Genomic DNA, 12,928 nt, shown 5'->3' on the forward strand with positions numbered 1-12,928 from the left:
GCGGTGGGTGGCGGCGGGCAGGGCGGGATGCGGCCGGGACGCGGCCGGGCTCTGCGGAGGTCAGGCGGAGGTCAGGCCACCGACGTGGCGTCCGCGCTCGCCGCCGAGACCTCCTCGGCGCTCAGTGCCTCCCGTATTCCGGCCGCCACCGCACCGTTGACCGGGAGTGCGAGATGCCCGACACCGGATACCCGCACGCTGCGGCTGATCAAATCCTGATGATCGATACGCGCGGTCTCGGCCGGGACCATCAGCTGGTCCAAGTCGCTCCAGAAGCAGACGAAATGCGTACGGCAATTCGGGGCGGGCCGCGCCAACTCCTCGATCACGTCGGAATGCGGGCGCATCTGCCGTACGAGGGGATGGGCCGACATCAGCGGTGCGACCCGGGTGCCGCCGTGCGGGGTACCGAGAGTGACCAGGGTGCGCACGCGGAGGTCGCCGCCGAGGCGCTGGGCGTAGAAGCGCGCGATCAGGCCGCCGAGACTGTGCCCCACCAGATCGACCCTGCTGTGGCCGGTGCGCTCGCAGACCTGCTCGATGTGCCGGCCCAGCAACTCGGCCGCCTTGCGCAGGTCGCAGGTGAGCGGGGAGTAGTTGAGCGCTTCCACATGGCGCCAGCCGTGCCGCAGCAGCGAGCGGCGGAGCAGCACGAAGACGGAGCGGTTGTCGATGAAGCCGTGCAGGAGGAGCACCGGCGGGTGGGTGCGGCCCTCCGTGGGCAGCAGGGTGGCGCGGGGTGAGGGTGCGGGTGCGGGGGAGAGGGCGGGGGCGATCTCTGGGCCGTCCAGGCCGGGAGCGCGGCCGTCGGCGGTGTCCGGGTCGCCGGTGTCCGATCCGGTTCCGGGGCCGGCGGGCGCGCCGGGCAGGGCTCTGTGCTGTTCCTGCTGGATGCCGGTCGGGTACAGCAGAAGATGCCCGACGAGGATCGCCAGCTCCATCACCGTCGCACGCAGCAGCGCGGTGGGGCGGGCCAGACAGCAGAGAAAGGGCAGGGCCTTCATGGCCGACCTCCCGAATGGCACACGGGAGACGACTCTGTCCCCCGTGGCCCGTCGTGGGCAGCCGTTTCCGGCAACGTACAAGTACGTGAACGAGCTGCTGCCCGGACGTACGGATACGGCGACGGAAGCGTTCAACGGCCGGACCCCCGTGCCGCGCGGCTGACGGCGCGGAGGCGCGGCGACCTCACTGCGGCTCCCCGTGCGTCCGTCCCGCCGGTGAAGCACCGCGGAACGCAACGCGTAGCGAACGTGTCCCAATGTGTGATTTCCCCCTCCCTCAGTGTTACGAAACGGCCGGGTACGGGATGCTGGCGATAACGTTCGTTCACGCTTGGGGCGGCCGACGCGGCCGCCATTCGGATGTCGGTCCGGCAGCCCTGCCCCGTGCAGGAGCCGTGTCGTGCCGTGCAGGGCTGGGAGGCAGTGATGGGTGTGCAGGGTCCGATCCGCGTGGTGGTGGCCAAGCCGGGGCTCGACGGTCATGACCGGGGAGCCAAGGTCATCGCGCGGGCGCTGCGCGACGCCGGCATGGAGGTCATCTACACAGGGCTGCACCAGACCCCGGAGCAGGTCGTGGACACCGCGATCCAGGAGGACGCCGACGCGATCGGCCTGTCCATCCTGTCCGGTGCGCACAACACCCTGTTCGCCAAGGTCATTGAACTCCTCAAGGAGCGGGACGCGGCGGACATCAAGGTGTTCGGCGGCGGGATCATCCCGGAGGCGGACATCGCGCCCCTCAAGGAGCTGGGTGTCGCGGAGATCTTCACGCCCGGGGCGACGACCACGTCGATCGTGGAGTGGGTCCGCGCCAACGTCCGGCAGTTGGCAGCCTGACGCCGCACCGGCCGGTCGGGCTGGCGCCAGGTGACCGGCGCGGCCCGCCGGCGGGCCGCGCCACGGGGCCTCCTCCGTCCGCGTCACGAGGCCGGCTCCGCCCGCGTCACGGGCCGGCTCCACCCGCACCCGCGTCATGGGGCCAGCTCCGCCCGCATCGTGGCGCGCAGCCGCAGCGTGCCCACCAGACGCTGGAACGCCTCGGACCAGTAGCCGACCGCACCGGGGGAGCCGTCCGCCGGCTCGTCCGGCACCGTCGTGAGCATGGCGAGCCGGTCCGCGGCGTCCGGGTCCAGACACCGCTCGGCCAGGCCCATCACGCCGCTGAAACTCCACGGATAACTGCCCGCATCCCGGGCGATGTCCAGCGCGTCCACCACCGCCCGCCCCAGCGGCTCGGTCCACGGCACCGCGCACACCCCGAGCATCCGGAACGCGTCGGACAAGCCGTGGGCCGCTATGTATTCCGCGACCCATCGGGCCCGTTCCTCCTCGGGCAGCACCGTCAGCAGCCGTGCCAGGTCACGTGACGAACCGGCCGGGCTGTCGGGGGACGCGCTGCCGGACATCGCGGCGGCGGTGGTGACGGAGGCGGCAGGGGCCGTGGAGGCGGTGGCGGCGGGGCCGATGACGTACGTGCCGGAGCTTTGCGCGGCGGCGGCCGGGGCGCCGAGCAGGGCGCGCGTCCAGGCCACGTCCCGCTGGCGTACGGCGGCCCGGCACCAGGCGTCGTGCAGCTCGGTACGCCAGCCGTCGGCCACCGGCAGGGCGACGATCTCGGCCGGTTCCCGGCCGCCCAGCCACCCGCTCCAGCACTTCAGCGGCGCGGCCTCCAGCAGTTGGCTCAGCCACCAGGCCCGTTCGCCCCGGCCGGTCGGCGGCCTGGGCACCACGCCGTCGCGCTGCATCGCAGCGTCGCACGCACGCGGAGCCTGGACGACGAGCGCCCAGGCGTCGTCGCTCCCCACGGCCTGCGTACCGGAAGGGTCCGTCAGGTGGGCCGCCGTGCCGGACGGGTCCGTGCCGTCCTCCGTACGGACGAGGGAGACGCAGGCACGGGCCCGGCCCGCCATGCGTGCGGCGAGCGCGGTGCCGGGCAGGGCCGACAGCAACTCGGCGGCCGTCCCGCGGACATTGCGGCTGCGGTCGGACAACGCCTGCTCCAGGAACGGCTCGTCGGCCATCGACAGGCCCTCCCGCAGCGAGTCGAGGAACATCAGCCGGTCCTCGGCGCGCTCGCTCGACCAGGTGGCGGCCAGGAGGGCCAGCCCGGCCGCCGGGTCACGGCGGCGCAGCGCCGCCAGCAGGGAGACCCGCTCCGCGAACAGCCCCTCCTCCCACAGTGTGCGTACGGCCTTGGGCTCGTCGGCGCCGGGCAGCGCGGCCGTGTTCCCGACGCCGCGCAGCGCGAACTTCCACTCGTCGTTGAGCCGGGCCAGCCACAGCGCCCGCGGCCCGGCGAAATCCAGTGCGGCCGCGCGCAGATCCGTCCGCGCGCGGGCCGCGTCGAGCAGCGCGGGCAGCAGCGCCTCGGGAGCGCGGTATCCGTGCTGGGCGGCAGCTGCCAGCCACTGCGGCAGCAGCTCGGTCAGATCGGGTGCCGTACCCCGGCGGTGACCGCCGCCGGCGCCGTTCCGGTCGTCGAGCAGCAGCGCGAGCCGGCGCCGCGCGGCCGGTGGCAGCGGCGGCCGCGGGTCGGCCGGAGCCGGTACGGGGCGCTCGCGGGCGGGCGCCGGGCGCAGCGCCGCCCGGCGCCGGACCGTGCTCACCGCGGCCGCGTCCAGGAGCGCGGCCGCGGTGCTCCGGCCCTCGCGGGCGGCGACCGGCGGGGTGCGGCGCTCCGTACCGAGCAGCGCCGAGCTCACCAGCTCGTCCCAGGAGGGTTCGGGCGTGGCGGCGGGCCCGAGGCGGGTGCCGTGGGCGCCGGGTGCTTCGATCATGGTCTTCCCCCGGACGGTGATCGGACAACGGACATCGGGCGAGTGGGCGGGTGATGGGGCGGGCGATGGGGTGGGAGATCGGGCGGAGGGCTGGACGGTTGGCTGGACGGGCGGTCGGGAGGGTGGCCGGACGGGCGACCGGTCGGAGGAGGGGGTGGTGACGGGGCGCGGAGTGGCCGGGTCACAGAGCGACCGGGTCCGGGTCCCAGGTGGTCAGGGGCACGAAGCCGCGGTGCCCGCACTCGCCGAACACCGTGACCGGTTCACCGCCGGATATGGCGGCCAGGCGCCACAGCCCCGACCGCTCCGCGCAGCGCGGGTCCACCGGCAGCGCCGACTCCCCGTCCGCGTCAGCCAGTTGCCACGGCTCGCCGCCCTGGCCCGGTACGGGGACGATGTCGGCCAGGACCACCGGCCAGGCGTCCAGCCAAGGGTCGTCGCGCAGCGCGTCGCCGTACGCGGCCAGCGCGGCGTCGGTGCCGCCGCCCGGTGGCGGTCCCGTGACCGGGACCGGATCGGCGTGCCGTGTGCCCAGGACGACGCGCAGCGGGCGGGCGCCCGGGTAGTAGGCGAGGTCGGCGTCCAGGACGAGCCCGCTGGGCAGCGAGAGGTCCAGGGCCCGGTCGGGTCCGCCGAAGGAGAGATGCAGGGCCATACGGCCGGTCCGCTCACCGCGCAGCCATACCCGACGGCTGGTCAGCACGCCCTCTGACGCGTCCTGTTGGGCGAGCACCAGCCAGCGGTCACGCACGGTGGCGGTGTCCGGGCCGGCGAGCACGTCCGCCGTGTCGGTGGTCAGCCCGACCCGGGTGCGGACCGTCGCGGCCAGCGCGGGCGGCAGCCGGTCGATGCCCAGGAACGCCTGGTCGAGGAGGTGGATCAAGGCGCATTCCGCGAGGAGCCGGGACGGCCAGTCCGCCCTGGACGCCACGGTCGGGCCCAACTCCCGTACCCGAGCCGCCAGGCCGGGCGCCTGCGCGTCGACCATGCGGGCCGCGATCTCGTCCCAGGTGCCGGGTCCCGCACGGTCGGCGGTGGCCAGCCCGGAGCGCAGCAGATCCTCCAGCCGTTGCTCCAGCTCGGTGGCGCCGGCGGCGATCCGACGGGCGCGCGACGCAGCCCGCCGCCGCGCGGCCTCGGGCGCCGCGAGAGACGGTGAACCAGGGGGTGCCGTAACGGCGTTGGCGCCCGCCGACGCCTTCTGCTGCTCACGTTGCCGACGGGAGGTGATCCACTCCTCCGCCCACGCGGGAGGCTCGCCGCCGGTCACGGCCCCTTCCCCGCCCGCCCACATGAGCAGCAGGCCCAGTGCGTGCTTGCACGGGAACTTGCGGCTCGGACAGCTGCACTTGAAGGCCGGTCCGGCCGTGTCGACGACGGTGCGGTACGGCTTGCTGCCGCTGCCCTCGCACAGGCCCCACACCGCCCCGTCCCGTGTGCCGGTCTCCGGCCACGAGTCCGGTGTCGCGAGCCTGCTGCCCGCCTTGCGTGACGGTGCGTCGGGCGCGAGCGCGAGCACGTGATCCGACGTCCAGCGTTCCCCCTGCGGATTCATGCCCCAAACGCTACGAGCCCCCACTGACAATCGCCCTGACCAGCGAAGATCCGCCTTGTCACGACCTCCGTCGCCGCCGAGGGCGGGGCGAGGTGGCCTGCTCCGTCACGTATCAGCATGTCGCCGCTGAAATAGCAGGTCAGAGCCAGGTTTCCGGTGATTGTCAGTGGTGTGGTGCAGGGTTGTTCACGCAAGCGGCCGGCGGAGGCGGGGTATCGGCCGCAGACCGTGCGACGAGGGGGAGACCATGCCCGAGAACACCACCGAAGAGGCCGCCGGAGGCCCCGGCGCCGACGGCTCCGCGCAGGTGCTGCGGCCCCACGCGGAGGACGCGTTCGCGGACGAACTCAAGGCGCTGGCGGCGGCCGACGACCGGCCGCGCCCCGAGCGCTGGCGGCTGTCACCGTGGGCGGTGGCGACGTATCTGCTCGGCGGCACCCTGCCGGACGGCACGGTCGTCACACCGAAGTACGTGGGCCCGCGCCGGATCGTCGAGGTCGCGGTGACGACCCTCGCGACCGACCGCGCGCTGCTGCTGCTCGGCGTCCCCGGCACCGCCAAGACCTGGGTGTCCGAGCACCTGGCGGCAGCCGTCAGCGGCGACTCGACCCTGCTCGTGCAGGGCACGGCCGGCACACCGGAAGAAGCCATCCGCTACGGCTGGAACTACGCGCAACTGCTCGCCCACGGCCCGAGCCGGGACGCGCTGGTGCCGAGCCCGGTCATGCGGGCGATGGCCCGGGGCATGACCGCCCGCGTGGAGGAACTGACCCGCATCCCGGCCGACGTCCAGGACACCCTCATCACCGTCCTGTCGGAGAAGACCCTGCCGATCCCGGAGCTGGGCCAAGAGGTCCAGGCGGTGCGCGGCTTCAACCTCATCGCCACGGCCAACGACCGCGACCGCGGGGTGAACGAGCTGTCCAGCGCCCTGCGCCGCCGCTTCAACACGGTCGTACTGCCGTTGCCCGCGACGCCCGAGGAGGAGGTCGGCATCGTCTCCCGGCGCGTCGACCAGATCGGCCGCTCGCTGGACCTGCCGCCCGCCCCCGAAGGGACGGACGAGATCCGCCGCGTCGTCACGGTCTTCCGGGAGCTGCGCGACGGCGTCACCACCGACGGGCGCACCAAGCTCAAGTCCCCTTCGGGCACCCTCTCCACGGCCGAGGCCATCTCCGTGGTGACCGGTGGCCTGGCACTGGCCGCCCACTTCGGGGACGGCGTGCTGCGGTCCGGCGACGTGGCGGCGGGCCTCCTCGGCGCGGTGATCCGCGACCCGGCGGCCGACCGCGTCGTATGGCAGGAATACCTGGAAACCGTGGTGCGCGAGCGCGACGGCTGGAAGGACTTCTACCGAGCCTGCCGCGAGGCCGGCGCATGAACGCCCGGGCGGACCGGCCGCTGCTGCTGGGGGCGCGGCACCACGGACCGGGCTCGGCGCGGGCGGTCCGGGCGGTCCTGGAGCACCACGAACCCCGCGCCCTGCTGATCGAAGGGCCGCCGGAGGCGGACGCGTTGGTGGCGCTGGCCGCCGACGAGGCGATGCGGCCACCGGTCGCGTTGCTGGCCCATGTGCCCACCGACCCGGGGCGGGCGGCGTTCTGGCCGCTGGCGGAGTTCTCCCCGGAGTGGGTGGCGATCCGGTGGGCCCTGGCCCATGACGTACCGGTGCGCTTCATCGACCTGCCCGCGGCGCACTCCCTGGCGTTCGAGGCGGACGGGGAGGACGCGGGCGGGGAGGACGGCGGGGACGGTGCCGGGGAAAGCCGCCCCGACGGAGGGACGGGGGCCGACCGGGCGGCGGCGCGCATCGACCCGGTGGCGGTGCTCGCCGAGGCCGCCGGGTACGACGATCCGGAGCGCTGGTGGGAGGACGTGATCGAACACCGGGCCCACGCGAGCGCGTACGGGCACGGGAACGGGGCCGAGAGCGGCGGCGAGCGCGAGGAAAGGGCCGGGGACGGAGTCGGGCTCGGGCTCGGCAGCGGGGGTGCCGCGGTCGCCGATCCGCTCGCGCCGTTCGAGGCGCTGGCCGAGGCGATGGGGGCACTGCGCGAGGCGTACGGCGCCGGCGGGCACGACCGCGACCTGGTGCGCGAAGCCCATATGCGGCTCCGGTTGCGGGAGGCGCGCCGGGAGTTCGGGGACGGCGTCGCCGTGGTGTGCGGGGCGTGGCACGTCCCGGCGCTGGCCCGGCGTACGGCCGTGACCGCCGACCGGCGACTGCTCAAGGGCCTGGCGAAGGTGAAGCCCGAGGTGACGTGGGTGCCGTGGACCCACCGCAGGCTCTCCCGCCGCAGCGGGTACGGCGCGGGCATCTCCTCGCCCGGGTGGTACGGCCACCTCTTCAGCGCGCCCGACCGCCCCGTCGAACGCTGGATGACCAAGGTCGCCGGACTGCTGCGCGAGGAGGACTACGCCGTCTCCTCCGCCCACGTCATCGAGGCCGTACGGCTCGCCGAGGCCCTGGCCGCGATGCGCGGCCGACCGCTGGCGGGACTGGCCGAGGCCGGTGACGCGGTGCGCGCGGTGCTCGGCGAGGGCTCCGACGCACCGTCCGCCCTCGTCCACGACCGCCTGGTCGTGGGGGACGTACTGGGACAGGTGCCGGACAGCGCTCCGGCCGTACCGCTCCAGCGGGACATCGCGCGCAGCCAGCGCTCGCTGCGCCTCAAACCGGAGGCGGCCGACCGGGAGCTGGACCTCGACCTGCGCAAGGAGACGGACGCCGGGCGCAGCCGGCTGCTGCACCGGCTGCGGCTGCTCGGCGTGCCGTGGGGCGAGCCGGTACGGACCCGCGCGAGCACCGGCACGTTCCGGGAGAGCTGGCGGCTCCGGTGGGAGCCCGAACTGTCCGTCCGGGCCGCCGAGGCCGGCATCTGGGGCACGACGGTGGCGGCGGCCGCGACCGCCAAGGCGGAGTCCGACGCCCTGGCCACCACCGCCCTCGCCGGCGTCACGGCACTGGCCGAGCGCTGTCTGCTCGCAGCCCTCCCGGACGCGCTGCCCGTGGTCATGCGGGTGCTCACGGACCGGGCCGCGTTGGACGCGGACGTGGGGCACCTGGCCCAGGCGCTGCCCGCGCTGGTCCGCTCGGTCCGCTACGGCGACGTACGCGGCACGGACGCCGCCGCACTCGCCGAGGTGGCCGCCGGGCTGGCCGAACGGGTCTTCGTCGGCCTGCCACCCGCCTGCACGGGCCTGGACACGGACGGCGCCGCCGACATGCGCCGGCACCTGGACGCCACGCACCACGCGGTGGGGCTGATGGACGAAGGGCCGGCGAGCGTTCCGGCAGCCGGGACCGGCGCCGTGGCCCCGGGTGCGGCAGGGGCCCGGGGTGAGGCAGCGGTCCGGGGCGGGACAACGGTGCGGGGCGAGGTGCCGGCGCGGGGCGAGGCAGGGGCCCGGGGCGGCGGACTGCGGAAGCGCTGGGCGGCGGTGCTGCGGAAGCTGGCCGAACGGGAGCCGGTGCCGGGCCTGCTGCGCGGGCGTGCGGTCCGGCTGCTGCTCGACGACGGGCGGCTGACCTCCGAAGACGCGGGACGGCTGATGGGGCTGGCCCTGTCACCCGGCACCCCGCCGGCCGAGGCGGCAGGCTGGATCGAAGGGTTCGCGGGCGGTGACGCCGGCGGGCTGCTGCTGGTGCACGACGAACGGCTGCTCGCCCTGGTGGACCGTTGGCTGGCCCGCGTACCGGCGGACTCCTTCACGGACGTTTTGCCGCTGCTGCGCCGTACGTTCGCCGAGTACGAAGCCGGAGTGCGGCGCACACTGGGCGAGTTGATACGCCGCGGCCCGGCCGGGCCCGACGGCCCCGACGGGCCTGGTACCGGACAGGGCGCGGGACAGGCCGGCCACGAAGCAGCGATACCGGGCTTCGGCCCCGGGCTGGACCGCGACCGGGCAGCAGCAGTGCTGCCGACCCTGCGCATGCTGCTGGGCCTCACAGAGGGCTTCGGGGAGGGCTTCGAGGAGAGCCGCGGGGAGAGCGTCGAGGACAAGGGCCTCGGGGAGAAAGGCTCCGGGGAGGTCCCCGCGGAGGGGCGGACGACAACGGGGGTGCGGGGATGAGCGGGACGGGCGAGGCGCAGGAGCGGCTGCGGCGGTGGCGGCTGGTGCTGGGCGGGGACGGCGCCGACGGGACCGGCTGCGAGCTGCGGGGGCAGGACGCCGCCATGGACGGGGCGCTCAGCGCCCTCTACGGAAGCCGCCGCCCGGACGGTCAGGGCGGCGGGGGCGCGCGCACGGCGGGCCTGGGCGCCTCGGCGCCGAGTGTGGCCCGCTGGCTGGGGGACATCCGTACCTACTTCCCCACCTCCGTCGTCCAGGTCATGCAGCGCGACGCGATCGAACGGCTCGGGCTGTCCGCGCTGCTGCTGGAACCGGAGATGCTGGAAGCCGTCGAGGCCGACGTGCACCTGGTGGGGACGCTGCTCTCGCTCAACAAGGTCATGCCGGATACGACGAAGGAGACCGCGCGGGCCGTGGTGCGCAAGGTCGTCCAGCAACTGGAGAAACAGCTCTCCACCCGTACCCGCGCCACGCTCGGCGGCGCCCTGGACCGGTCGGCGCGCGTCAGCCGCCCCCGGCACCGGGACATCGACTGGGACCGTACGATCCGCGCGAACCTCAAGAACTACCTGCCCGAACACCGCACGCTCGTCCCCGAACGGCTGGTCGGCCACGGGCGGGCCGCGCAGTCCGTGAAGAAGGACGTGGTGCTCTGCGTCGACCAGTCCGGGTCGATGGCGGCCTCCGTCGTCTACGCCTCCGTGTTCGGCGCGGTGCTGGCGTCCATGCGGGCCGTCGCGACCCGGCTGGTCGTCTTCGACACCACGGTGGTCGACCTGACGGACGAGCTGGACGACCCGGTGGACGTGCTCTTCGGCACCCAGCTCGGCGGCGGCACCGACATCAACCGCGCCCTGGCCTACTGCCAGTCGCGGATCACCCGGCCCGCCGACACCGTCGTCGTACTCATCAGCGACCTCTACGAAGGCGGCATACGCGACGAGATGCTCAAACGCGTCGCGGCGATGAAGGCGTCCGGCGTGCAGTTCGTGACGCTGCTCGCGCTGTCGGACGAGGGAGCGCCCTCGTACGACCGGGACCACGCGGCAGCCTTGGCCGCCCTCGGAGCCCCCGCGTTCGCCTGTACGCCCGACCTCTTCCCGGAGGTGATGGCGGCCGCGATCGAGAAGCGTCCGCTGCCGATACCGGACATGACGGAGCAACGGTAACGAGAGCCTCAGGGGGCTTGCGGGGCCCCTGGCCTGTCGTGCAAGGATCGGGGCCCGCCGGCGGGTTGGCCGTAGCGCCCGCACCGGCCGCGTGTCCGCGGCCGGTCATGCCCCGGCTTTCCGTACGCCCTGGCTCCCCGCGTTTTCCGGCCCGCCGAAAAGGATCTCCGCGTGTCTGCTGCGTCCGCCCTTCCCGCCGCCGCGCGCCTGCCGCGCAGCGCGGCGGTGCGGCGTGTGCTGCTGGCGGGGCTGTTCCTGGCCGGGTTCGTGGCGCTGGGGTGCGCGTTCGGCGGCGGTGCGCAGGCGGCGGACGGTTCGGCGAGCGCGAAGCCGCCTGCCGGGGCGGTGACTCCGGCCGTGCCGCAGGCGGCGGTCAAGGCTTCGGCGGTCGAGGCCGGGCGGGAACTGCGGCGCGGCGGCAAGACGGCCGCGGGCGCGGTGGCGGAAACGCCGGTCGGCAAGGCCGTGCGGCCCGTTGCCGAGCGCACCGCACCGGCTGCCGGGCAGGCAGCCGATCCCGTCACCGAACCCGGCCCCGACCCCGTCACCGAGCCGGTCGCCGGGCGGGTCACCGAGCCGGTACGGGACGTGGTGCGCGAGGTGCGCCAGGTGGCCGACGCGGGCTCGCTCCCCGTAGAGCTGCCGGACCGGATTCCCGGTGTCGGCGGTGACGGTGACACCGGGCGTGGTGACGGGCCCGGCGAGCAGCCGGGCCAGGGCTCCGGGCCGCAGCGCGGCACCGGCCCGCAGCATCCCGGAGCCGGTGATCAGCAAGGGGCCGATGGCTCCAACTCGGCGCATTGTGCGGCTGGTTGGGCGGAAGCGGGTGAGCTGCGGGGCGCTTCGTCACACCCTGTGCAGCACGCCGACTCGGCGTCGGAGCGGCGGCCCGGACAGGGCCACGGCAGCCTCCCCGGGCTCCCAGGATTCCCCGGGCTCCCTGGCCTCCCCGGCCAGCTTCCGCAGGTACCCGCCTCGTCGGCCTCGCACATCGTCGGCGACGGCCACGGTCCCCGCGGCGGGGAGCAGTTCGCCGCCGTACCGGCACATTCCGCGTACTTCGGGCTGGTGCCCGGAGGCGTCCTCGCGGCCGCCGAGCCGCCCACGCGGCAGCGCGCCGCCGACATCCTCGAATTCCCGGGCTAGGGCAGACCTCCGGACCTTCAGCGTCCGGGGCCCGTCCGCAGACGACGCGTCTGCACAGGACCTGCCGCGCGGGGGCGGGACAGGTCTGCCCGTCGAAACCCCTGAATTCGAAGGACATTTCAGCATCATGCGTCAGCACATCCGTCGTTCCATCGTCGTAGCCGCCGCCGCTTCCGGCCTGTGGGCCCTCGGTTCCGTCGCCGCCAACGCGGCCGGCCTGCCCGGCACCACCGACCTGCCCGCCGCCGGTGCGGTCACGGACGCGGTCACCGACACCGTCAGCGGCACGGTGCGGGACAAGCTGCCGGCCGGTGACGTGGCCGGTACCGCCGAGAAGACGGTCAAGAAGACCGTGGACGGTGTGGCCGGTCAGGTCGCCGGAGTCACCGGCGGGGACGTCCACACCCAGGACCTGCCCGCCACCCCGAAGGTGCCCAGCACCTCGAAGCTGCCCGCCACCCCGGAACTGCCTGCGGCCGGTGACCTGGCCAAGGCCACCGACCTCGGCAAGGCCACCGACCTCGGCAAGGCTGCCGACCTCGGCAAGACCCCCGACCTCGGCAAGGCTGCCGACCTGGGCAAGGCTGCCGACCTCGGCAAGGCCGCTGATCTGGGCAAGGTCGCCGACCTCGACAACACCGCCGCCGACGTCCTGCCGCCCGTCGCCCAGCGCGTCGTCGGCAAGGTCGTGCCGGTCGCCCAGGGTGCCGTCGGCGGTGTCGGTCGGCTGGCCGATGACGTGAAGGGCCGGGCGACCCCGTTCGTGCAGGACGTGGCCGCGGACGCCACCCCGTTCGCGCAGGGTCTGGTCGGCACCGTCAAGGACGACGCCTCGGGCATCGCCGGGGGCGCCACCGCCGGGCTGCACGGTGTGCTCCCGGGCCGGACCGTGCCCGCCGTACCCGCAGTTCCTGCGGTGCCCGCCGCGCCTGCGGTGCCCGCCGCGCCTGCGGTGCCCGCCGCGCCTGCGGTGCCCGCCGTACCCACCGACCTGACCAACCCCGCCAACGTCCCGGCGCTCCCGACCCTGCCGGGCACCACGACCCTCCCGACCACTCTGCCGACCCTGCCGACCGCCCTCCCGGTCCAGGGCGCCTGACCACCCCCGCCAGGCGGCCGGGCGTAAGCACAGGGTGGTGTGCCGTACGCCCGTACCGCCGCCCATGGCGGCAGTGAGCGAGCAGCCGGGCGGTTCCCCTTGGG

Annotated in this window: 9 protein-coding genes; 6 read left to right on the plus strand and 3 right to left on the minus strand. The window is 74.8% G+C overall.

Going from position 1 to position 12,928, the window contains the following annotated elements:
• Positions 1-71: 71 nt before the first annotated feature.
• Entirely contained in the window at positions 72-1,004 is a 933-nt protein-coding gene (locus ACZ4QV_RS37700; protein WP_361617560.1) for an esterase/lipase family protein, read from the minus strand.
• 426 nt (positions 1,005-1,430) lie between these two features.
• On the opposite strand from ACZ4QV_RS37700, the gene ACZ4QV_RS37705 reads away from it, so the two are divergent.
• Positions 1,431-1,841 (plus strand): cobalamin B12-binding domain-containing protein, encoded by a 411-nt coding sequence (locus ACZ4QV_RS37705; protein ID WP_030024580.1) that lies wholly within the window; start codon positions 1,431-1,433, stop codon positions 1,839-1,841.
• 134 nt (positions 1,842-1,975) lie between these two features.
• Here ACZ4QV_RS37705 and ACZ4QV_RS37710 read toward each other — a convergent pair whose 3' ends face one another.
• Both ACZ4QV_RS37710 and ACZ4QV_RS37715 read right to left on the minus strand, forming a co-directional pair.
• Entirely contained in the window at positions 1,976-3,781 is a 1,806-nt protein-coding gene (locus ACZ4QV_RS37710; RefSeq protein WP_361617557.1) for a DUF5691 domain-containing protein, read from the minus strand.
• Positions 3,782-3,962: 181 nt separating this feature from the next.
• Positions 3,963-5,336: an SWIM zinc finger family protein gene (locus ACZ4QV_RS37715; protein WP_361617556.1), complete on the minus strand. Its 1,374-nt coding sequence runs from the start codon at positions 5,334-5,336 to the stop codon at positions 3,963-3,965.
• Positions 5,337-5,583: 247 nt separating this feature from the next.
• On the opposite strand from ACZ4QV_RS37715, the gene ACZ4QV_RS37720 reads away from it, so the two are divergent.
• From ACZ4QV_RS37720 to ACZ4QV_RS37740, 5 genes are all read left to right on the plus strand, one after another.
• A complete protein-coding gene (locus ACZ4QV_RS37720) occupies positions 5,584-6,717 on the plus strand; it encodes an ATP-binding protein (RefSeq protein WP_361636214.1) in 1,134 nt (377 codons plus the stop codon).
• Entirely contained in the window at positions 6,714-9,410 is a 2,697-nt protein-coding gene (locus tag ACZ4QV_RS37725; RefSeq protein ID WP_467764074.1) for a DUF5682 family protein, read from the plus strand. The genes ACZ4QV_RS37720 and ACZ4QV_RS37725 overlap by 4 nt, the downstream gene beginning before the upstream one ends.
• Positions 9,407-10,579: a VWA domain-containing protein gene (locus ACZ4QV_RS37730; protein WP_361582733.1), complete on the plus strand. Its 1,173-nt coding sequence runs from the start codon at positions 9,407-9,409 to the stop codon at positions 10,577-10,579. The genes ACZ4QV_RS37725 and ACZ4QV_RS37730 overlap by 4 nt, the downstream gene beginning before the upstream one ends.
• A 171-nt stretch (positions 10,580-10,750) precedes the next feature.
• Positions 10,751-11,725 (plus strand): hypothetical protein, encoded by a 975-nt coding sequence (locus ACZ4QV_RS37735; RefSeq protein WP_361582736.1) that lies wholly within the window; start codon positions 10,751-10,753, stop codon positions 11,723-11,725.
• 127 nt (positions 11,726-11,852) lie between these two features.
• On the plus strand, positions 11,853-12,824 hold the full coding sequence (locus ACZ4QV_RS37740; RefSeq protein ID WP_361582739.1) for a hypothetical protein: 972 nt from the start codon (positions 11,853-11,855) through the stop codon (positions 12,822-12,824).
• Positions 12,825-12,928: the final 104 nt, after the last annotated feature.

It is taken from the genome of Streptomyces sp. NPDC026394 (assembly GCF_055567735.1).